The 20,682-nt window shown below is 61.3% G+C and carries 25 protein-coding genes; 15 read left to right on the top strand and 10 right to left on the bottom strand.

From position 1 onward, the window contains the following. Positions 1-5 precede the first annotated feature (5 nt). Both LNV09_RS08280 and LNV09_RS08275 read left to right on the top strand, forming a co-directional pair. Positions 6-437 carry an ExbD/TolR family protein gene (locus LNV09_RS08280; protein ID WP_263556613.1) on the top strand — a complete coding sequence of 144 codons (432 nt, stop codon included), beginning with the start codon at positions 6-8 and terminating at the stop codon, positions 435-437. A gap of 115 nt (positions 438-552) precedes the next feature. After that, positions 553-1,806, top strand: coding sequence for a hypothetical protein (locus LNV09_RS08275; protein WP_263556612.1), 1,254 nt, complete (start codon positions 553-555; stop codon positions 1,804-1,806). A gap of 76 nt (positions 1,807-1,882) precedes the next feature. Here the strand turns inward: LNV09_RS08275 and LNV09_RS08270 are convergent, their stop codons facing one another. The 7 genes from LNV09_RS08270 to LNV09_RS08240 form a co-directional block, all read right to left on the bottom strand. Further along, positions 1,883-2,641, bottom strand: a complete 759-nt coding sequence (locus LNV09_RS08270) for a 3-hydroxyacyl-CoA dehydrogenase (RefSeq protein ID WP_263556611.1) — start codon at positions 2,639-2,641, stop codon at positions 1,883-1,885. A 91-nt stretch (positions 2,642-2,732) separates the two neighbouring features. Beyond that, on the bottom strand, positions 2,733-3,386 hold the full coding sequence (adk, locus tag LNV09_RS08265; protein WP_263556610.1) for an adenylate kinase: 654 nt from the start codon (positions 3,384-3,386) through the stop codon (positions 2,733-2,735). Positions 3,387-3,538: 152 nt separating this feature from the next. Further along, positions 3,539-4,315 (bottom strand): 3-deoxy-manno-octulosonate cytidylyltransferase, encoded by a 777-nt coding sequence (kdsB, locus tag LNV09_RS08260; RefSeq protein ID WP_263556609.1) that lies wholly within the window; start codon positions 4,313-4,315, stop codon positions 3,539-3,541. Continuing rightward, positions 4,312-4,521, bottom strand: a complete 210-nt coding sequence (locus tag LNV09_RS08255; protein WP_263556608.1) for a Trm112 family protein — start codon at positions 4,519-4,521, stop codon at positions 4,312-4,314. Before LNV09_RS08255 ends, kdsB begins: the two co-directional genes overlap by 4 nt. Beyond that, positions 4,514-5,575, bottom strand: a complete 1,062-nt coding sequence (gene lpxK, locus LNV09_RS08250; RefSeq protein WP_263556783.1) for a tetraacyldisaccharide 4'-kinase — start codon at positions 5,573-5,575, stop codon at positions 4,514-4,516. Before lpxK ends, LNV09_RS08255 begins: the two co-directional genes overlap by 8 nt. 24 nt (positions 5,576-5,599) lie before the next feature. Beyond that, the gene (locus tag LNV09_RS08245) at positions 5,600-6,016 is read right to left on the bottom strand and encodes an ExbD/TolR family protein (protein WP_263556607.1); all 417 of its coding nucleotides are present in this window, start codon (positions 6,014-6,016) and stop codon (positions 5,600-5,602) included. Between the two features lie 7 nt (positions 6,017-6,023). After that, the gene (locus LNV09_RS08240) at positions 6,024-6,644 is read right to left on the bottom strand and encodes a MotA/TolQ/ExbB proton channel family protein (protein WP_263556606.1); all 621 of its coding nucleotides are present in this window, start codon (positions 6,642-6,644) and stop codon (positions 6,024-6,026) included. A 364-nt stretch (positions 6,645-7,008) separates the two neighbouring features. On the opposite strand from LNV09_RS08240, the gene xseA reads away from it, so the two are divergent. Together xseA and LNV09_RS08230 are read left to right on the top strand one after the other, a co-directional pair. Beyond that, on the top strand, positions 7,009-8,304 hold the full coding sequence (gene xseA, locus LNV09_RS08235) for an exodeoxyribonuclease VII large subunit (RefSeq protein WP_263556605.1): 1,296 nt from the start codon (positions 7,009-7,011) through the stop codon (positions 8,302-8,304). 94 nt (positions 8,305-8,398) lie between these two features. Further along, complete coding sequence (locus LNV09_RS08230; protein WP_263556604.1) at positions 8,399-8,980, top strand: superoxide dismutase; 582 nt, start codon at positions 8,399-8,401, stop codon at positions 8,978-8,980. A gap of 158 nt (positions 8,981-9,138) precedes the next feature. Here LNV09_RS08230 and LNV09_RS08225 read toward each other — a convergent pair whose 3' ends face one another. Next, a complete protein-coding gene (locus LNV09_RS08225; RefSeq protein WP_263556603.1) occupies positions 9,139-9,672 on the bottom strand; it encodes a DUF192 domain-containing protein in 534 nt (177 codons plus the stop codon). A gap of 96 nt (positions 9,673-9,768) precedes the next feature. Here LNV09_RS08225 and LNV09_RS08220 point away from each other — a divergent pair, with 96 nt between their 5' ends. Genes LNV09_RS08220 through LNV09_RS08180 form a run of 9 tightly spaced genes read left to right on the top strand, consistent with a single transcriptional unit; the run spans position 9,769 to position 17,568 of the window. Continuing rightward, positions 9,769-12,018, top strand: coding sequence for a heavy metal translocating P-type ATPase (locus LNV09_RS08220; protein ID WP_263556602.1), 2,250 nt, complete (start codon positions 9,769-9,771; stop codon positions 12,016-12,018). Positions 12,019-12,025: 7 nt separating this feature from the next. Next, the gene (ccoS, locus tag LNV09_RS08215; protein ID WP_263556601.1) at positions 12,026-12,226 is read left to right on the top strand and encodes a cbb3-type cytochrome oxidase assembly protein CcoS; all 201 of its coding nucleotides are present in this window, start codon (positions 12,026-12,028) and stop codon (positions 12,224-12,226) included. Between the two features lie 21 nt (positions 12,227-12,247). Then, positions 12,248-13,696, top strand: coding sequence for a cytochrome-c oxidase, cbb3-type subunit I (gene ccoN, locus LNV09_RS08210; protein WP_263556600.1), 1,449 nt, complete (start codon positions 12,248-12,250; stop codon positions 13,694-13,696). A 27-nt stretch (positions 13,697-13,723) separates the two neighbouring features. Beyond that, entirely contained in the window at positions 13,724-14,347 is a 624-nt protein-coding gene (gene ccoO / locus LNV09_RS08205; RefSeq protein ID WP_263556599.1) for a cytochrome-c oxidase, cbb3-type subunit II, read from the top strand. A gap of 13 nt (positions 14,348-14,360) precedes the next feature. Then, positions 14,361-14,516, top strand: coding sequence for a cbb3-type cytochrome oxidase subunit 3 (locus LNV09_RS08200; protein WP_263556598.1), 156 nt, complete (start codon positions 14,361-14,363; stop codon positions 14,514-14,516). After that, entirely contained in the window at positions 14,513-15,427 is a 915-nt protein-coding gene (gene ccoP, locus LNV09_RS08195; RefSeq protein WP_263556597.1) for a cytochrome-c oxidase, cbb3-type subunit III, read from the top strand. The genes LNV09_RS08200 and ccoP overlap by 4 nt, the downstream gene beginning before the upstream one ends. 32 nt (positions 15,428-15,459) lie before the next feature. Further along, on the top strand, positions 15,460-16,938 hold the full coding sequence (gene ccoG, locus LNV09_RS08190) for a cytochrome c oxidase accessory protein CcoG (RefSeq protein WP_263556596.1): 1,479 nt from the start codon (positions 15,460-15,462) through the stop codon (positions 16,936-16,938). Between the two features lie 37 nt (positions 16,939-16,975). Next, complete coding sequence (locus LNV09_RS08185) at positions 16,976-17,251, top strand: hypothetical protein (protein ID WP_263556797.1); 276 nt, start codon at positions 16,976-16,978, stop codon at positions 17,249-17,251. After that, positions 17,248-17,568 carry a hypothetical protein gene (locus LNV09_RS08180; protein ID WP_263556595.1) on the top strand — a complete coding sequence of 107 codons (321 nt, stop codon included), beginning with the start codon at positions 17,248-17,250 and terminating at the stop codon, positions 17,566-17,568. The genes LNV09_RS08185 and LNV09_RS08180 overlap by 4 nt, the downstream gene beginning before the upstream one ends. A gap of 9 nt (positions 17,569-17,577) precedes the next feature. On the opposite strand, the gene fnr is transcribed toward LNV09_RS08180, so the two are convergent. Together fnr and LNV09_RS08170 are read right to left on the bottom strand one after the other, a co-directional pair. Then, complete coding sequence (gene fnr, locus LNV09_RS08175; protein ID WP_263556594.1) at positions 17,578-18,312, bottom strand: fumarate/nitrate reduction transcriptional regulator Fnr; 735 nt, start codon at positions 18,310-18,312, stop codon at positions 17,578-17,580. Next, a complete protein-coding gene (locus LNV09_RS08170) occupies positions 18,309-18,458 on the bottom strand; it encodes a hypothetical protein (protein WP_263556593.1) in 150 nt (49 codons plus the stop codon). Before LNV09_RS08170 ends, fnr begins: the two co-directional genes overlap by 4 nt. 34 nt (positions 18,459-18,492) lie before the next feature. Between LNV09_RS08170 and hemN the strand changes: the two genes are divergently transcribed. Together hemN and LNV09_RS08160 are read left to right on the top strand one after the other, a co-directional pair. After that, positions 18,493-19,923, top strand: a complete 1,431-nt coding sequence (hemN, locus tag LNV09_RS08165; RefSeq protein WP_263556592.1) for an oxygen-independent coproporphyrinogen III oxidase — start codon at positions 18,493-18,495, stop codon at positions 19,921-19,923. Further along, the gene (locus tag LNV09_RS08160; protein WP_263556591.1) at positions 19,923-20,636 is read left to right on the top strand and encodes a sulfite exporter TauE/SafE family protein; all 714 of its coding nucleotides are present in this window, start codon (positions 19,923-19,925) and stop codon (positions 20,634-20,636) included. Before hemN ends, LNV09_RS08160 begins: the two co-directional genes overlap by 1 nt. Positions 20,637-20,682 lie beyond the last annotated feature (46 nt).

Here is a 20,682-nt window from a genome sequence, read left to right as displayed (position 1 = left end):
AAGACATGGGTATGAATGTAGGTAGTTCGTCCGGCAGCGACGAACCCGAAGTGATGATGGACGTCAACACGACGCCCCTGATTGACGTGATGTTGGTTTTGATCGTTATGTTGATCATTACCATCCCGATCCAGTTGCACTCTGTGAATCTGGACATGCCGCCACCGAGCACTCAGCAGCCGCTGAAGGATCCGGTTGTGCATGAAGTCTTCATCGACTTTGACGGCACGGTCAGCTGGGACGGCGTGGCTTTAGCCAATCATGCTTCGGTCGAAGCAAAGCTGGCAGAAGTTGCGGCTGAGCCTGATCAGTCCGAAGTGCACATCAAGCCTAATAAGCTGGCCGAGTACGGCAGTGTCGCGGCCGTGATGGCAGCAGCGCAGCGCCTCGGTGTCAAGAAGATGGGCATGGTCGGTAACGAACAATACGTCAAGTGACGCGGCTCGGTACATGAGTATCGAGTGAAATAAGAGACGCGCAGCCTGAAAGGGCCGCGCGTTTTTTTTCGCTTAAGTCGCACGATCAAAAATTTTTCGCAGAAAGTAGCTAACGATGAAGTTAAAGACACTGTCCCTGGTAGCTATCGGCGCCATGGCATTTGTGATGGGTTCGGCCCCTGATGGACAACTGGGTTTTGCGCCCGCGCAGGCGCAGTCAGAAGGCGTGCGCCCGGCGGTCGGCAAGAGCCTGAAAGATGCCAGCGCCTTGTACAAGGCTGGCAAGTACCGCGAAGCGCTGAGCAAAGTCGCTGAGGCCGAGGGCGTCAGCGGTCGCAATGCCACCGAGAACTACAACATCGAAGCGATGCGCGTGGCGGCAGCCTCGGGCGCCGGTGACACCGAGGCCATGGTCAAGGGCTTCGAAGCCTTGAAGGCCAGCGGCCGTTTGGCACAGCCCGAGCAATTGCGCATGATGGAGTCGATTTCCGGCACCTATCTGCGCAACAAGGACAATGCGCGCGCCCTGACTTGGGCTCAGCGCTACTTCAAGGAAGGCGGCAACAGCGCCACCATGAAGCAAGTCTTGACGACGGCTCAGTTCAACTCCGGCGATATGGGTGCCATCATCAAGGACACTGAAGCCGAAATCAATGCGGACGAAAAGGCCGGCCGTACGCCTTCAAAAGACAAGCTCAATTTGTTGCTGAGCGCTGCCATGCGTCAAAAAGACGGCAATGCCGAGCAATTGGCGATTGGCAAGCTGCTGACCTATTACCCAAGCAAGGAGCTGTGGGTGCAGGTGTTGGGTACGCTGCCGCAGAAGAAGGGTTTCTCGGATCGTTTCACGCTCGACGTCTATCGCCTGAAGTTGGCGACCGGCAATATGCGTGATGCGGCCGACTATATGGAGTACGCGCAGTTGGCTGCTCAAGCCGGTTTCCCTGAAGAGGGCAAATCGGTAGTGGACAAGGGCCTGGCGGCCGGCGTCCTGGGCCAAGGCGCCGAAGGTGCGCGCCACAAGCGTTTGCTGGACTTGATGAACAAGCGCATCGCTGAAGCCAAGGCTGGCCAGGTAGAAGCCGAGCGTTCGGCCAATGAGTCCAAGGATGGCAATGCCATGATCTCCATGGGTCTGGCCTATGCCTTCCGCGGCGAAGCTGCCAAGGGCGTCAAGATGATTGAGGCCGGCATCGAGAAGGACGCCTTGAAGCGTCCCGAAGATGCCAAGCTTTATCTGGGTTTGGCTCAAATGATGGCCGGCGACGTCAACAAGGCCAACGCAACTTGGCGCACTGTCAAGGGCACGGACGGCTCGGCCGATCTGGCGCGTCTGTGGATTGTGCAGACACGTGGTGCCAAGCGCTGATCGCTGCTTAGTCTCCTGAATGCAAAACGGGCCTGATCGATTTGATCAGGCCCGTTGTTTTTGGCGATTCGCCAGCTTACTTTGGTGCCAGCCTGATCGCACCGTCAAGCCGGATCACTTCGCCGTTGAGCATCTCATTGGTGATGATTTGATGGACCAGCTTGGCGTAGTCAGCCGGGGTGCCCAGGCGCGAAGGGAAGGGCACGCCAGCCGCCAGTGCGTCCTGTACTTCTTGCGGCATGCCAAACAGCATTGGTGTCCCGAAGATGCCCGGTGCGATGGTCATATTGCGGATGCCGTTGCGCGCCAGATCGCGGGCGATGGGCAGCGTCATGCCAACCACGCCACCCTTGGACGCAGCATAGGCCGCTTGGCCGATCTGGCCGTCGTAGGCCGCCACCGAGGCGGTGGAAATCAACACGCCGCGTTCGCCGGTGGGCTCGGGCGCGTTCTTGCACATCGCCTCGGCCGCGAGCCGGATCATATTGAAGGAGCCGATCAAATTAACCGTTATGACCTTGCTGAAGGCGGCCAATGAGTGCGCCCCCTCCTTGCCGACAGTCTTGGCTGCGGGCGCAATGCCGGCACAATTGACCAAGCCGAACAAGGCACCCAACTCCAGCGCTTTGGCCACCACGGCTTGCCCTTCAGCCTCCTGGCTGACATCGGCGCGTACAAAGGCACCGCCCAACTCCGCCGCCAGTGCTTCGCCGCGCTCGACCTGCAAGTCTGCGATGACGACCTTGGCGCCGTGGGTGGTGAGCATTCGAGCCGTGCCTTCGCCCAAGCCCGACGCGCCGCCGGTGACGATGAATACCTTGCCTGCGATGTCCATTTTCTATCCTTTAGTTGACGTTGACGTAAACGTAAATTGTCCGGCAAAAATATAGCCACAGTGATGCGGCTATGCTTGTTTCGGGCCTGGCTCAGGCCAGCGCTGCCAGGGCGCGTTGGGTAATTTCGTCCACCGAACCGATGCCGGCAATGCAGCGGTACTTCGGAGCGTTCACATCGCCTTGGGCCGCCCACTGAGAGTAGTAGTCCACCAAGGGGCGCGTTTGGGCCTGATAGACCTCCAGCCGCTTGCGCACGGTCTCTTCCTTGTCGTCGTCGCGCTGCACCAGCGCTTCGCCGGTCGCGTCGTCAATGCCGTCGACCTTGGGCGGGTTGAACTTGACGTGGTAGGTGCGACCCGAGGCCGGGTGCACGCGGCGCCCGCTCATGCGCTCGATGATGGCGCTGTCCGGCACATCGATTTCCAGCACCAGATCCAGCTTGACACCGGCGGCCTTCATCGCGTCGGCTTGCGGGATCGTCCGGGGGAAGCCGTCGAACAAAAAGCCGTTGGCGCAATCCGCCTGAGCAATGCGCTCTTTCACCAGACCGATGATGATGTCGTCACCGACGAGGCCGCCAGCGTCCATCACCTTCTTGGCGGCGATACCCATGTCTGTGCCCGCCTTGACGGCCGCGCGCAGCATGTCACCGGTTGAGATTTGCGGGATGCCGAATTTTTGGCAGATGAAGGCGGCTTGAGTGCCTTTGCCGGCGCCGGGGGCGCCCAGAAGAATCAGTCGCATGGGTCTCCTTGTTATGTCTCTAAACAGTCGCCAATCTTGCTTGCCGACCCGTCCAACGGTCACGCGAGTGTGCTTGACACGCGCGTGTTGATAGCGGGCGAGGATAGCATGTGCAGGCCTACGTCAGCCTGACGCCGATGCAGCTTGTTCCTCTATGTAACTTGACTCGATTGGCCCGCTCTGATGATGGCCCGCACGCGCTCCAGATCCTGCGGCGTGTCTACACCTGGCCCGGGCTTGTCGGCGCTGACGTAAACCGCGATGCGCTCGCCATGCCACAAGACCCGCAACTGCTCCAGCGACTCGATTTGCTCCAAGGGGCTCGCTGTCAGCGTCGGGAAGCGCCGCAGAAAGCCGGCGTGATAGGCGTACAGGCCTACATGGCGCAAGGCGCTTGCGGCCTGAGGCCTCGCTTGCTCCGGCGCCGAGCCATCGCGCCACCAAGGGATCGGCGCGCGCGAAAAATACAGGGCCAGTCCCTGCGCGTCCAGCACCACCTTGACCACATTCGGGTTGGCGAACTCGGCCGCGTCATCCAAGGCATGGGCGACCGTGCTCATCACGCATTGCGGCCGCGCACGCAGCAGTTCGGCGCAAGCATCGATCATGGCGGGCGCAATCAACGGCTCGTCGCCCTGCACGTTCACCACCATGTCTTGACCCTCCAGCCCCAATTGCTCGCAAGCTTCGGCGAGGCGGTCGCTGCCCGAAACATGGTCGGCGCGAGTCAGCAAGGCCTGCACACCGTGCGCGCGGCAGGCCTCGATGACGGCTTGCGAATCGGTGGCGACGACAACTTGGGCAGCCTTGGACAAAGCCGCGCGCTGGGCCACCCGCACAATCATCGGCAAGCCTTCGATGTCGGCCAGGGGCTTGTTGGGCAGACGGCTGGAGGCCAGTCGCGCCGGTACGATCACCGTGAAACTCATGGCGCAGTCGGACGCGGTGGACGCGGTTCGGTCTCTGGGTCGATCGCCCGTGCTTCATTCTCCAGCATCAAGGGAATACCGTCGCGGATCGGATAGGCCAGCCGGTCGGCATAACAAATCAGTTCCTGGGCCGTTTCACTGCGCTTGAGCTCCAGCGGCCCCTTGCACAGCGGGCAGACCAACATTTCCAGCAATTGCTTATCCATTTTTCGGGGTCAGGTTGTTGGCAGGACGCAGCAAACGCTCGACTCGCGCTTGCACGGCCTGCTGAAAAGCTTGTTCGGGGCTGAAGTCTAGCGCCACCACCCAGACCCGCATGCCTTGGCAACGCTCGGGCTGCAGCTTGACCGCGTCTTTCTCTGTCAGCAGCACATCCTCCATGCCGGCGTAGGAAACACTTTGCCAAGGCAGGCTGCTGAAGTCGAAATGATCGGCCAAGGGTATGGGCTCAATGGTCAAGCCGGCGTCGCTGAGCATGTCAAAAAAGCGCTGCGGGTGAGCCATGCCGGCAGTCGCCAATACTGGGCGGCCGCGCAAGGCCTTGAGCGTTTCGATCTTCGCCGGCTCACCACGCCACCAGTCGGCCAAGCTGACAGCGCCGGCCAAGCTGCGCTGCGCCAGATAGCCCGGCAACAAGGTGCTGGGGGACGCTGCGTTATAGAGCACCAACTCATGCGGCGCCAAGTGGCGGCTGGTCGCTTGCCGCAAGGGGCCGGCGGGCAGCAACTGGCCATTGCCCAGGCCGCGCTCATCAAACAGCAGCACGGCCAAATCACGTGGCAGGCGCAGATGCTGAAGCCCGTCATCGCTGAGCAGGATTTGCAAGTCCGGCCTGGCCTGCAGCAAGAGCCGGGCTGCCGCGACCCGGTCGCGCCCCACGGCCACCGGCGCGCTGCTGCGCAAATGGATCAGCAGTGGCTCATCGCCGACTTGACCTGCCGTGCAATCTCGGCTGACCAGGCGCGGCGCGTCGTCCGCTCGACCGTAGCCGCGCGAGATCACACCGACCTTGAAGCCTTGGGCTTGCAACTGTTTGAGCAAGGCCAGGATGGTCGGGGTCTTGCCGGCGCCGCCGACAATCCAATTGCCAACCACGATGACCGGTACCGGCAGGCTTTCGGTGCGCAGCCAGCCCCAACGGTAGAGCTGTGTGCGCAGGAGCAGCAACAGGCCGTAGATCCAAGCCAGCGGCCGCAGCGAGGTGGCGAGGGCGCCGCCGCCATACCACTGCGCTTGCAAGCGCTGGCCCCAGGCGCTCACGTTCAAGGGCTCAGCAAGGGTCTATCACTGCGCATTGGCTTGCGCGGCAAAGGTCAGATGGGACAGCCCCGCGCGGCGTGCGGCGTCCATCACATTGATGACGGCCTGATGCGCGGCCGCGGCATCGGCCGAGACGATCACCACGCTGTCGGCGCGGCCTTCCGAAGCCTGGCTCATTGCCGCGCTGAGCAGTTCGACCGCGCGCCCCTCGACCGGCTGTGAATTCACCACATAGCGTCCATCTGCCGCCACTGAGACGATGATTTCCCGCGGCCTGTCCTTGAGTTTGTCGGCGTCCGCCACCGGCAAAGTGATCTGCAGTTCGGTGAATTTGGAATACGTGGTGGAGAGCATCAAAAAGATCAAAATCACCAACAAAACGTCGATGAAAGGGATCAGATTGATCTCCGGCTCTTCGCTGCGCCGTTGCCTGAACTTCATCGCCGGCTCAGCCCGTGAAGCGCTGCAGATGGCTCAACATGCGGTCGCTGGACTGCTCCAGCTCCAGCACATATTCCTCCACCCGGCCGCGGAAATAGCGATAGAACATCAAGGAGGGAATAGCCACCATCAAGCCCAGCGCGGTGTTGTACAGCGCCACCGAGATACCGTGCGCCATTTGCGCCGGGTTGCCGCCCGCGCCACTGCCTTGGCTGCCGAAAATTTCAATCATGCCCACTACCGTGCCCAGCAAACCCAGCAGCGGGGCGGCGGTGGCGATGGTGCCCAAGGTATTCAAGTAACGCTCCAGTTGATGAATGGCGCGCCGCCCCGCCAATTCGAACACCTGTTGTAGTTTGGCCGCAGGCAGGCGCGGCTCGCTGGTGACGGCACGCAGGCCCGCCGCCAGCACTTGACCCAACAGCGAGTGCTCGGCCAAACGATTCACCACGTCCGGGGTGGGCAGGCTTTGGCTGGTCAGCCCGAGCACTTCGTCGAGCAAACGAGTGGGTGCCACTCTGCTGGCACGCAGACTGGAAAAACGTTCGATGATCAGGGCGAGGGCGATGACCGAGCAAATGAGCAAGGGCCAAATCGGCCAACCGGCGGCTTGTATGATCGAAAACAACGGGCGACCCCTGTGCGAAAAAGCTGAAAAAAGCAGCGGGGCGCCGAGGCGGCGCCGGCTGCCGGCGTGCGGGCGATTATGGCCCGAACCGACGCCGGATTTTTGGTCCAATTTTTGGGAGCAGTTCGCTCTGTAACAATCCACTTTTGCTGTGGATAACTTTGTGGGCAAGCGGCTTCAAGTGGCCGTAAAAGCCCGAAAACCATGGCCTGAGGATAAATTGCTTAATTCTTGGGCAGGAAAAAGATCTTGAAAAACAAGCGTTTATATGCTTATGTCAGCGCCGTGACGGGCCAATTCGCCAGACGGCCCATGATGATGGCCGCTGTGGAGTTCTCGCTCGTCAGGGCCGAGAGCTGCCCTCATGTTTGACCGAGCACAAGCCGCGCCGCAGCGCACGGTGTGGGGCGTTGCTGCGCTGTTGGCGGCAGTGACGGAAAGCCTCAACACCCGTTTCGCCGTCTGCGTGGTGGCAGGCGAGCTATCGGGGTTTACGCGCGCGGCGAGTGGGCATTGTTATTTCAATCTCAAAGACGCCAACGGCCAAACTGCGATGCTGAGATGCGCGATGTTTCGTCGCGCGGCCAGCTTGCTGGACTTTGCGCCCGCCGATGGCGGCTTGGTCGAGATGCGCGGCCGGCTCACGCTGTACGAGCCGCGCGGAGAATTGCAATTTGTGGTCGAAGGCATGCGCCGGGCCGGCGCCGGGGCGCTGTATGAGCAGTTTTTGCGCCTGAAGGCCAAGCTTGAGGCCTTGGGTTTGTTTGACCCGAGCGTCAAGCGGCCATTGCCGGCTTTTCCTCGCCGGCTCGGTGTGATCACGTCCACGGCGGGTGCGGCCTTGCATGATGTGCTGACGGCCTTGGCTCGGCGCGCACCGCATATTGAAGTGATTGTTTATCCCAGCGTGGTGCAAGGCGAGCAGGCGCCGGCGTCTCTGGTGGCGGCGCTGCAAGTTGCCAATAGCCGCGCCGAGGTCGACGCACTGCTGCTGGTGCGCGGTGGCGGCTCGCTGGAAGACCTTTGGGCATTCAATGACGAACGCGTGGTGCGGGCGGTGGCGGCGTCCCGCTTGCCGCTGATTTGCGGCGTGGGCCATGAGACGGACATTACCTTGTCCGACTTGGCGGCTGACCTGCGGGCACCAACGCCGACCGCAGCAGCGGAGCTGGCCGCGCCCTCGCGCCAGGCCAATCTGGATGCCCTGGCGGCTTTGTCTGCCGCCTTGACGCGCCGAGTTCAACAGCGTCTGGATCTGGCCGCACAGCGGCTCGACCGTATGGCCTTGAGGCTGGCGCGGCCGACCGATATGTTGGCGCGCCAGCGCCGCCATTTGGCGTTGTTGGCGCAGCGCTGGGCGCAGGCCTTGCCCAAGGTGCAGGCGATGCAGATGCAGCGTTTGGCTCATCTGGAGCAGCGCGTTCGGCGCGCCGCACCCGTCCTGATGAGCCAACAGGATCAGCGCTTGGCCGGCTTGCAGGCGCGGCTGGCCGCGCTCGACCCCAAGCGGGTGCTGGCGCGCGGCTATGCTTGGCTGGACGACGGTCAGGGCCGCGCACTCACCTCGATACAGCAGTTAGTTGTGGGCGAGCAGGTGCACGCTGTCTTGGCCGACGGCGAGGCGCAGATGCAAATACTCTCGGCTGCCCCTAAAGTCTGACGGGCACTGTCGGGCGCCAAGACGCAGCGCCCGCAAAGACCTAGAATCGCGCCCGAAGCTCAACACCACAGTATTTTTTCACCGAGGAATCGATATGGAACATACCCTGCCCGCACTGCCCTATGCCAAGGACGCCCTGGCACCACACTACAGTGCCGAGACGCTGGAGTACCACCATGGCAAGCATCACAACGCCTATGTGGTGAACCTGAACAATCTGCAAAAAGGCACTGAGTTTGAGGCCATGGATCTGGAGGCCATCGTCAAGGCGTCTTCCGGCCCGATCTACAACAATGCCGCGCAGATCTGGAATCACACCTTCTTCTGGAATTGCATGAAGCCAAACGGCGGCGGCGCTCCAACGGGCGCGCTGCTTGAGGCCATCACCGCCAAGTGGGGTTCCTTCGACGCTTTCAAGGAAGCCTTCACCAAGAGCGCGGTCGGCAACTTCGGTTCCGGCTGGACCTGGCTGGTGAAGAAGGCGGACGGCTCGGTCGACATCGTCAACACCGGGGCAGCTGGCACGCCGTTGACCGGCGCCGACAAGGCCTTGCTGACTGTTGACGTGTGGGAACATGCCTACTACATCGACTACCGCAATATGCGCCCGAAGTTTGTTGAAGTTTTCCTGAATAGCCTGGCTAACTGGGATTTCGCGCAGGCAAACTTTGCATAAATGCAGGCGATGCGTAGGCGGGGCGCAAGCCCTGCGTACCTCTGAGCTTGAACTATTTTTTAAAGGCCGGTCACTGACCGGCCTTTTTTAATGCCGTTGCGGCGCAAGGCGCTCGAACACGCGCCCGCGCCTACCGCCTTGATCGCCTCAAATCGGCGTCAAGACCCCCAAGGCCGGCCGGTCAATTTGCTGCCGGTCTTGATGCCGCGTTTAGCGAACCAGCCTTGGTTCATCTCCAGCGCATAACGCACCGGCTTGGCGGAGCAATGTGAATCAAGGGCCTGCGGCTTCATGTCGGCGATGTTGACGACCGTGCCGTCATCGGCGATGAAGGCGATGGACAGCGGCAACAAGGTGTTCTTCATCCAGAAGCATTGCGGGTTGGCTTCCTCGAAGACAAACAACATACCCTCGTTGGCGCCCATGCTGGGTCGGTTCATCAACCCTGTGGCGCGCTGCTCGGGTGACTGCGCCACTTCCGCACTGATCACATGCATGCCGGCACCGAGCTTGATGGCCGGCAGGCTTTGCGGCCGGTCTTGCGCCAGCGCTAGCTGGCTGCCGAGCAGGCCAGCACTGGACAAAGCCAAGATTGCCGCTGCGCTGTAGACACGATGCGACAGGCTGGCATGCTGCGCAGCGAATGAATGGTGAAAACGCTTAAGAAAACTGGTGGTCTTGATATATATCATTTGGCTTGCCCTTGGACTCGCCTAGATTATGGTGCCGAACCCCGCATGATGATCTCCGCCTCTAAGCTTCTTCTCCCAGCCGACCTTGGCCTCGCAATGGCCGATCAAGGTATTGCCGCGCTTGACGATCCCGATCTGTTGGCCCCGTTCACGCGTTGGTTGGCAGTTGAGCCTGGGGCGCCGGGCGTGGCGGTATCGCAGTTCCAACTCGCCGGCCTGCACTGCGGCGCCTGTGCGGGCATCATCGAACGCGCCTTGCTGGAGTTGCCCGGCGTGAAGTCGGCCAGGGTCAATGCTGCCAGTGCACGCTTGACTTTGACTTGGCTGCCGGCGCAGACCCGTTTGGCAGGCATTCTGGAACGCGTTGAGCGAGCCGGTTATGGCGCTGCGCCGGACGCGGCGGCGCCGGCCCGCGAATTGCGCGAACGCGAACAACGCACGGCCTTGTGGCGCTTGTTTGTGGCGGTCTTTTTGATGATGCAGGTGATGATGATGGCCGCCCCGGCCTACTTTGCCGCGCCCGGCGATCTGAGCCCTGATCTAGCCCGCCTGCTGCAGTGGGCTTGCTGGGTTTTGAGTCTGCCGGTCTTGCTGTTTTCGGCCGGACCCTTCTTCAGTGCGGCGTGGCGTCAAATCAGAGCACGCCGCTTGGGCATGGATGTGCCCGTGGTGCTGGGGCTGGCGGTGACTTTTGTGGCCAGCAGCGGTGCGCTGTTTGAGCCCGGCGGCTTCTTTGGCGATGAGGTCTATTTTGATTCGCTGACGATGTTCGTGGCTTTTTTGTTGTCCGGGCGCTTTCTGGAAATGCGTGCTCGGCACCGCGCTGCCGCCCAGTTGGAGCAATCCAGCGAAGCCCTGCCGGACGCGGTGGAGCGCATCGAGCTTGATGGCAGCAGTTGCAGCGTGGCGCCCAGCCGTTTGCGCGTCGGTGATCTGGTGCGGGTCTGCGCCGGTCAAGCGTTTCCGGCCGACGGCAGGATTGAATCGGGGGCCACCAGCGCGAATGAGGCGCTGCTGACCGGCGAGTCGCTGCCGGTCGCCAAAGGTGTTGGCGATGAGGTGGTGGCGGCGAGCTTGAATTTGCAGTCACCGGTGCTGGTGAGAGTGCAGCGCGTCGGTGCGGACACCCGCCATCAAGCGATTCAGCGCCTGATGCGCGAGGCGATGACGCAGCGCCCGGCCACGACCGAGTTGGCCGACCGTGTGGCCGGACCCTTCCTGTGGGCGGTGTTGGCGCTGGCGCTGGGCGGCGCGCTGTTGTGGAGTTTCATTGATCCGTCCAAGGCGGTCTGGGTTGCCGTCTCGGTGTTGATCGTCACTTGCCCATGTGCGCTGTCGCTGGCCGCGCCTTCGGCCCGCTTGGCCGCGACCGGCGCCTTGGCCAAACGAGGTGTTTTGCTGCTCAGGCTGGAGTTGCTGGAGACCTTGTGCAAAGTGGATACGGTGGTGCTGGACAAGACCGGCACCTTGACGCAAGAGCAGATGGTGTTGCTGCAGCAGCAGGCTTTTGGCGGCGAGGCGGCCGATTTGTTGAGTGCTGCACGAGCCTTGGCGAGGCATTCGCAGCATCCGTTCTCGCGCGCCTTGGTCGAAGCGGGCTCATCCGCCGTGCCTCAGAACGACTGGACCCAGGTCCAAGAGCTGCCGGGGCTGGGTTTGCAGGCCGTCGATGCAGGGGGTCAGGTCTGGCGTCTGGGCGCGCCGGCTTGGGTGGCCGAATTGGGCCATCTTGAGCCCAAGCTGGCTGATACTCAAATTGAAGCTCAATTGGCCTTCGGCAGTGGCGAACAAGTATTGAAGATGCGTTTCGGCGAAGTGCTGCGCCCTGATGCGCGCGAGGCCTTGGCGGCCTTGCACGGCCAAGGTCTGCGCAGCCTGCTCTTGTCGGGGGATGGCAGCGAGCGGGTCACGCGCCTGGCCGCCAGCGCCGGCGTGCAGTCTGCGCAGGGAGATGCGACGGCGGCCATGAAGTTGGCGACGGTGGCGCAGTTGCAGGCCGAGGGCCGCTGTGTGCTGATGGTCGGCGACGGCATCAATGACGCGCCGGTCTTGGCGCGTGCCGATGTCAGCGTGGTGATGGGGCAGGGCGCCATGCTGGCGCGCGCAAGTGCCGATGCCTTGCTGCTATCGAATCGTTTGTTGGACTTGGCCTTGGCGCGCGGCTTGGCGCTGCGCACCGCTCAAATCATCCGTCAGAACCTGCTTTGGGCTGCTGCTTACAACGCTGCCTGCATTCCCATGGCTTTGGCCGGTTGGTTGCCGCCATGGGCAGCCGGCTTGGGTATGGCTGGCAGCTCGCTTTTCGTCGTGCTGAACGCTCAGCGTTTGGCCAGGCCGCTCCACTGAAGCCCCTATGGACATTTTGTATTTGCTGATTCCTCTGTCCGTACTCTTGGTGCTGCTGATCGTTGGTGTCTTCGGGTGGGCAATAAACAACGGTCAACTGGAAGATTTGGAACGTGAAGGCAATCGAATCCTTGAAGATGGAGATGGGTTTGATGAACATCAAGTTCCCCCCCCTGGCGATGGCAAAGAATCGCCTTCGTCTAATTAGAAGCCGTAAGGAGCCGACACAATGGCAAAAACCGCTGGACCGGTAAGTTCTACCGGAGGAGTGTACGAAGATGGCGTAGTGCGAGCATTCGCACTGGCCGCCGTACTGTGGGGTGTTGTGGGTATGTTGGTGGGGGTGATCATTGCCGCCCAATTGACATGGCCAGAACTCAATTTGGGCATACCGTGGCTGACCTATGGTCGCTTGCGACCGTTGCACACCAATGCCGTGATTTTTGCCTTTGGCGGCTGCTCGCTGTTCGCGACCGCTTACCACGTGGTTCAGCGCACCGGCTACACGCGTTTGTTCGCGCCCGGGCTGGCCTGGTTCACGTTCTGGGGCTGGCAATTGGTGATTCTGTCGGCGGCGATCACGCTGCCGTTGGGCATCACCAGCGGCAAGGAATATGCCGAGCTGGAATGGCCGATCGACATCTTGATCACCTTGGTTTGGGTGGCTTATGCGGTCGTGTTCTTCGGCACGGTGGCGATCCGCAAGGTCAGGCACATTTATGTGGCGAACTGGTTCTTCGGCGCCTTTATCCTGGCCGTGGCACTGCTGCACTTGGTCAATAGTGCAGCCATCCCGGTCACTTTGTTCAAGAGCTACTCGGCCTATGCCGGTGTGCAAGACGCGATGGTGCAGTGGTGGTACGGCCACAATGCGGTGGGCTTTTTCCTGACGGCGGGCTTCCTCGGCATGATGTATTACTACATCCCCAAGCAAGCGGGTCGCCCTGTTTACAGCTACCGGCTGTCCATCGTCCACTTCTGGGCGCTGATCTTCACCTATATGTGGGCCGGCCCGCACCATCTGCACTACACCGCGCTGCCTGACTGGGCGCAAAGCGTGGGCATGGTGTTCTCGCTGGTGTTGCTGGCGCCAAGCTGGGGCGGCATGATCAACGGCGTGATGACCTTGAGCGGCGCCTGGCACAAGCTGCGTGATGACCCGATCCTGAAGTTCCTGATCGTGTCGCTGTCCTTCTACGGCATGTCCACGTTTGAAGGTCCGATGATGTCGATCAAGACCGTCAACGCCTTGAGCCATTACACCGACTGGACCATCGGCCATGTGCACTCCGGCGCCTTGGGCTGGGTCGGTCTGATCTCGATGGGCTCGCTCTACCACCTGATTCCGCGCATGTTCGGTCGCACCGAGATGTACTCGAAGTCGGCGATTGAGTTGCACTTCTGGGTCGCCACGCTGGGCATCGTGCTCTACATCGCTGCGATGTGGATCGCCGGTGTGATGCAAGGCCTGATGTGGCGTGCGGTCAACCCTGATGGCACATTGGTTTACACCTTTGTGGAAAGCGTCAAGGCGACCTACCCCTTCTACGTGGTGCGTCTGGTGGGTGGCGTGCTGTATCTGGGTGGCATGTTGATCATGTCCTGGAACGTGATCAAGACAGTGCAAGTCGGCCGCGCTCAGTCAAGCGCCATTCCGACCGCCCTGGCTCACGCTTGATGTATCGCTGACCAAGGAGAAATTGATATGGCATCGACAAACGATAAAGCCACAGGTCACGCGAAAATCGAGACCAATAGTTTTCTGATGATTGTGCTGGTGCTGCTGACGATCATCGTCGGCGGCGCGGTGGAAATTGTCCCGCTGTTCTTTCAGCGCTCGACCACCGAAGCCACCCCCGGGCTCAAGCCTTACACCGCGCTGCAACTGGCCGGGCGCGACATCTATATCCGCGAGGGTTGCTACAACTGCCATTCGCAGATGATTCGCCCCTTCCGTTCGGAGACGCTGCGCTACGGTCATTTTTCGACCGCCGGTGAATTCGTCTATGACCACCCTTTTCAGTGGGGTAGCAAGCGCACCGGGCCGGATCTGCACCGGGTCGGCGGCAAGTACAGCGACGAATGGCATCGCATTCACATGACCAATCCGCGCGACTTGGTGCCCGAGTCCAATATGCCGGCCTACCCTTGGCTCGCCAAGAACATGCTGGATCCGGCCGAGTTGGCGCCCAAGATGCGCGCACTGCGCATCGTCGGCGTGCCCTACACGGACCCGGAAATTGCCGAAGCCGCTGAAGCCGTCAAGGGCCGCAGCGAGCTGGAGGCGGTAATTGCTTACTTGCAGGTGCTTGGCACTGCGCTGAAGTGAAAGGTTGATTGCTATGGATATCAATACTTTGCGGGCTGCAGTGACAGTGTTTTCGCTGCTGGTGTTTCTGTGTATCGTGGTTTGGGCTTATTCCAGCCGCAACAAGGCGAGCTTTGAAGAGCAGGGCCTGCTGCCGCTGGGTGACGATGTGATGGGGAGGCCCCAATGAGTGATTTTTTCAATGATGGCTGGTCCTTGTTCGTTGCCGCCGGCACGATTCTGGGCTTGGTTTTTTGCATCTTCTTGCTGTTCATCGCCAGCCGCCGCAAGGTCATGGCTGATGACAACAGCACCGGCCATGTGTGGGACGAAGACCTCGTTGAGCTGAACAACCCCTTGCCGCGCTGGTGGGCAATTCTGTTCGTGCTGACCGTGGTGTTTGCCGGCATCTATCTGGCCATGTACCCGGGTCTGGGCAGCAAGCCCGGCTCCTTGGGTTGGACCAGCGAGGGCCAGTACCGCCAGGAACAGGAAGCCGCGCACAAGGCGATGGCGAGCTTGTTTGCGAAGTTTGAGGGCAAGCCGGCCGAAACGCTGGCGCAAGATCCGGTCGCAATGGGTATCGGCGAGCGCCTGTTTGCCAATAACTGCGCCGGCTGCCACGGCTCCGACGGCAAGGGCAGCAAGGGCTTCCCGAACCTGACCGACACCGACTGGATTTATGGTGGCAGTCACGAGACCATCACCCAGACCATCACCAACGGTCGCACCGGCATGATGCCGCCGATGGCCGCTGCGGTGGGCACTCCGGACGATGTGCGCAACGTCGCCAACTATGTGCTGAGCCTGTCCGGCAGTGCGCATAACGCGATCGCTGCGCAGATGGGGCGTGCCAAGTTTGGCGTTTGTGCCGCTTGTCATGGGGCGGACGGCAAAGGCAACCAAGCGATTGGTGCGCCGAATCTGACCGACAAGGTCTGGCTGCATGGCTGGGGTGAAGACGCCGTGATCAGCATGATCAACAACGGCAAAACCAATGTCATGCCTGCACAGTCCAGCCGCCTGAGCCCAGAGCAGATTCATGTGCTGGGGGCGTATGTCTGGAGCTTGTCGAGCAATGCTGCAGCCGCAGCGAAGTAGAGTCTGAGCAATGAGCTCCACCCAAGGTAGGCATGAACGCAGAGTCAGGTAAGAGCCAGAACAAGACCCTTGAACCTGCCGCGGCGGGCAAGGGCCGCGACACGGTCATCGAGATCGTTTCTTTGTACCAAGCGCAAAGCAAAATCTACCCGCGCTCGGTCAGCGGCTTGTTCGCGCGCTGGCGTTGGGGTTTGGTCTGGTTCACCCAGCTCTTGTTCTACGGCCTGCCTTGGTTGCAGTGGAATGACCGCCAGGCGGTCTTGTTTGACCTGGCCACCCGGCGGTTTTACATCGGCGGCCTGGTGCTTTACCCGCAGGACTTTATCTACCTGACGGGGCTGTTGATGGTGTCGGCCTACGCCTTGTTTCTGTTCACGGCGGTGGCCGGGCGGCTGTGGTGTGGCTTTGCCTGCCCGCAGACGGTCTATACCGAGATCTTCATGTGGATAGAGCGCCAGTTTGAGGGCGACCGGCAAGCACGGATCAAACTTGACGCCGCCCCATGGGGCTTCAACAAACTATGGCGCAAGAGTGCCACCCAGCTGGCCTGGATCTCCTTGGGCTTGTGGACCGGCTTCAGCTTCGTTGGCTACTTCACCCCGATCAAACAGTTGTGGGCCGAGGCCTTCACCTTGGGCTTCGGGCCCTGGGAATGGTTCTGGGTCTTGTTCTATGGTTTTGCCACCTACGGCAATGCGGGCTATATGCGTGAGCAGGTCTGCAAATACATGTGCCCTTATGCGCGCTTTCAAAGCGCGATGTTTGACAAAGACACGCTGATCATCAGTTATGACGCCGAGCGCGGTGAGCCGCGCGGCTCGCGCAGCAAGAAGACCGACATCAAGGCCGCCGGCCTGGGTTCTTGCATCGATTGCACGCTGTGCGTGCAGGTCTGCCCAACCGGCATTGATATTCGCAAGGGCCTGCAATACGAGTGCATTGGTTGCGCGGCCTGTATCGATGTGTGCGACGGTGTGATGGACAAGATGGATTACCCGCGCGGGCTGATTCGCTATGACACCGAAAATGGTTTGAGTCAGCACCTGAGTCCGGCGCAAAAGCTGCGCCGGGTCTTCCGTCCGCGGGTGGTGATTTACACCATTGTTCTAGTGATTTTGTGCGCGGCCTTGCTGGGCAGCCTGTTGTTCCTGCGCAGCCCCGTCAAGTTGGATGTGGTGCGCGACCGAGGCGTGATGGCGCGTTTGGTCGAGGACGGTTTTATTGAAAATCTGTACCGGCTGCAGGTGATGAACACCACCGAGCAGCCCCAGCAGTTCACTGTGTCGGTCACAGGTTTGGACGGCGCCACGCTGGCACGGCCGGTTGCCTTGACGGTAGGCCCCGCTGAAGCGCGCTGGGTGTCCGTGGCTGTTCGAGTGCCCCCGGAAGTGGCGGCCCGGGCCGGTGCCGGCGCACACCCGATTCAATTCCAATTGATGCGCCCACAGCAGGCGGGCAAGGAGCCGGTCCAGGCTTCAATAGAGAAATCAACGTTTGTCGTGCCGCGCTGATGCGCAGCCGCACAGCCGCACAGCCTTGGAAGAGATCATGACAGAGCATCAAAATATCAATTCATCCGCCTCATCGTCTGCATCGGGCTCAATTGCGGCTCCTACTGCGGCACCCGAGGCGACACGCCCCTGGTGGCGAGAGCCGGTGATGTGGTGGGTGGTGGGCGGCCCGTCCTTGGTCGTGGTGGCGAGTTTCATCACCCTTGGATTGGCGCTGCGCTATCCCGATCCGGTGCTGCAAGAGCAGGCCTCCGCCAAAGCCATGCAGCCTGCGAAAGAGGCCCGCAATCACGCCGCGACAGGTGGAAAATGAGCGACTCGCCCGCCCCAGCTTCAGGCTCGAGCTCAGAGTCAACAACACGGACGGCCTTGGGCCGGGTCGCGATGGCGGTGGTGTGGCCCTCGTTCTTGATGGCCGGGGTGTTGACGGCGCTGGTGTTCGCGCTGGTCGATCCGGGTGATCTGACTTGGTTTGGCGGCGCGCCGGTCGAGCTGCCGCGTCAAGCGGTCTACACCATGGGCTTTTTGCTGTTCTGGCTCATCATCAGTCTGGCGGCCAGTTTGAGCGTACTGATGGCCACCTTGCCCGAGCTGCCGCAGGACAGGCACCCCCGAGCCTGGCCTCGCTGAACTTGCGTATCAGCAGTTGGTGCTATTGACCAAGCGTTGCAAGCCGGCTTGATCGAGGATGCGTAACTGGCGCTGTTTGACTTCCAGTAAACCGTCGTCTTGGAATTTCGAGAAAGTCCGGCTGACGGTTTCGAGCTTCAAGCCCAGGTAGCTGCCGATTTCTTCGCGCGTCATGCGCAGCACCAGGGCGGCGGCCGAGAAGCCGCGCGCTTGCAGGCGCTGGGTCAGATTCAGCAAGAAAGCCGCCAGCCGCTCTTCGGCGCGCATGCTGCCCAGCAGCAACATCACGCCATGGTCACGCACAATTTCGCGGCTCATGATCTTGTGAAACTGGCGCTGCAAGTCGGTGAATTCGCGCGACAGCTCTTCCAGTTGCTCATAAGGGATCACGCAGACCGACGAATCCTCCAGCGCTACTGCATCGCAGCTATGGCGATCGGTGCTGATGCCGTCCAGGCCCAGCAGCTCGCCGGCCATCTGAAAACCGGTGACCTGGTCGCGGCCATCTTCGGACGTTACGCAAGTCTTGAAGAAGCCCGTGCGAACTGCGTACAAAGAAAGAAAACTGTCGCCACTGCGAAACAAAGTGTCGCCGCGGGAGACTTGGCGGCGCGTCGCGACCAGCTGGTCAAGTTGCTCCAAGTCGCCCGACGACAGGCCCACCGGCAAGCACAACTCGCGCAAATTGCAACTCGAGCAGGCAACCTTCAGGGGTTCGATTTTGATCGGGATGGTGGCGTTCATTTGGCTCTTTTCAACTGATTCGCCGCCTTAACAGCGGGGCTGCGAATCTTTGGGGGAAAGTGGCTCCCGAGATCATCAGCCTGATGTATCTCAAGAACTGCTGCATTGTTGGTCTCGCCAAGCGGCTCAAGCTTGATCTTGATCAAGGAGCGAAAGCAAACTCTTGGCAAAGTGTGTGCCATGGTACAGATCATTCACGCTAGCCCCGCTTTGGGCGCCGTCCAAGCCTCCGACAATATCAGCGAAGAGCTGTTGCGCCGCTTCGATGTCTCGGGGCCGCGTTACACCTCTTATCCGACCGCAGACCGGTTTGTTGAAGCCTTTTCGGCCGAACAGTACACGCAGGCCTTGCAGCAAAGAGCTGGCGGCTCTTTAGGCAGTGCCTCGCCCTTGTCGCTGTACATCCACATTCCGTTTTGCGAGTCGGTCTGCTACTACTGCGCTTGCAACAAGGTCATCACCAAGCACCACGACAAGGCGGTCGAGTATTTGCAGGCCTTGGTCACCGAGATGGATTTGACGCTCGCTCATCTGGGGCGCGGCGCGGCGGTGTCGCAACTGCATTTGGGTGGCGGATCACCGACTTTTTTGAGCGACGCCGAGTTGAGCCAGTTGATGCTCGCGTTGCGTGAGCGCTTTCGCGTGGCGCCCGGGGCCGAAGTCTCGATCGAAGTGGATCCCCGCACGGTCACCAAGGACCGGCTCAAGCATTTGCGCGAACTGGGCTTCAACCGGCTCAGCTTTGGCGTGCAGGACTTTGACGCAGCGGTACAAAAGGCCGTCCACCGTGAGCAGAGCTACGAGAGTGTCGAGGCCTTGATGATCGCCTCGCGCGAACTGGGTTTCGAGTCCACCAATGTCGATCTGATCTACGGCCTGCCGCTGCAGACGCCGGACTCGTTTGCTCGCACGATTGCGCAAGTTGGGGCCTTGAAGCCGGATCGCATCGCGCTGTACGGCTACGCCCATCTGCCGCAACGCTTCAAGCCGCAACGCCGCATCGACACGGCCCAACTGCCGCCGGCCGGCGACAAGGTCGCGATGCTGGCGGGGGCCATCGCCGGCTTCCAAAGCCATGGTTACAGCTATATCGGTATGGATCACTTCGCCCTGGCGAGCGACTCGCTGGCTGTGGCCAAACGGCAAGGGCGTCTGCACCGCAACTTCCAGGGCTACAGCACCCAGCCCGATTGCGATCTGGTGGCGCTGGGCGTGTCGGCAATTGGCCGTGTCGGCGCCTGCTACAGCCAAAACGCCAAGACCTTGGACGAGTATTACGACGCACTGCGTCAAGGCCAACTCCCCATCGTGCGCGGCTTGGCATTGACGCGCGATGACATCGTTCGGCGTGCGGTCATCATGGCCTTGATGTGCCAGGGCAGGTTGGAGTTTGAGTCGATCGAGTTGTCGCACTTGGTCGACATGCAGGCCTATTTCAAGCCGGAGTTGGCCCGCATGGCCGAACTGGCCGAGCAAGGACTGGTGACACTGGAGCCGGGCGCCATTCAAGTCACGCCCATGGGCTGGTATTTCGTGCGCGCGGTAGCCATGGTGTTTGACCGTTATTTGCAAGCCGACCGGAGCCGCGAGAGATTCTCTAGAATCATCTGATGCTTGATGTCGCTTTAGCCGGTTCGGCCCTATTGATGGGGCTGGCCGGTACTCCCCATTGCTTGGCCATGTGCGGCGGCGCCAGTACGGCGGTTGCAGGCCCCTCACGTTCGGCCATGCTCGGCTTTCAGATCGGGCGTCTGTTCAGTTATGCCGTCGCGGGAGGGGTGGCCGCAGCCAGCGTGGGCTTGTTGGCGCAATGGGGGCAGGCCTCGGCCCTGTTGCGGCCACTGTGGGTGCTGCTGCATGTGGCGGCTTTTCTGCTCGGCTTGGCCTTGCTGTGGCATGGGCGCCAACCGGCCTGGCTCGAAGGCATTGGCCAGCGTATCTCCAACGGCATTCGTCCCTCGGTGACAACGTCCTTGGACGGTTTGAAGGGGGGCGGCAAGATCTTCGCTCGGCCCGCGCGAGCCGGCATTCTTGGGCTTGCCTGGGCCGCTTGGCCCTGTGGGCTATTGCAGTCAGCCTTGCTGGTGGCGGCCTTGGCCTCGGGGCCGGCCCAGGGAGCGGCGGTGATGGCGCTGTTTGCGATGGCTTCCGGCTTAGGGTTGGCTTTGGGGCCGCTGCTCTGGGTCAAACTGCAAGGGCAGGGCGGTGCAGCGGTCGCAGGCATGCGCTGGTCTGTGCGGCTCAGCGGCCTGGGTTTGGCGGCCGCTTCTGGCTGGGCTTTAGGCCACGGCGTGTGGGCACAGGTGCTCGCGTTTTGCCGATGAACAGGGGCGTTCGGGTCGCGGTCAACTAGCAGCTTGCCGCGACACT

The sequence above is a fragment of the Paucibacter sp. B2R-40 genome (assembly GCF_025717555.1).
GTDB lineage: Bacteria > Pseudomonadota > Gammaproteobacteria > Burkholderiales > Burkholderiaceae_C > Paucibacter_A.
Note: the sequence above shows the minus strand (reverse complement) of the source record. Positions and strands in the feature narration are given on the sequence as shown.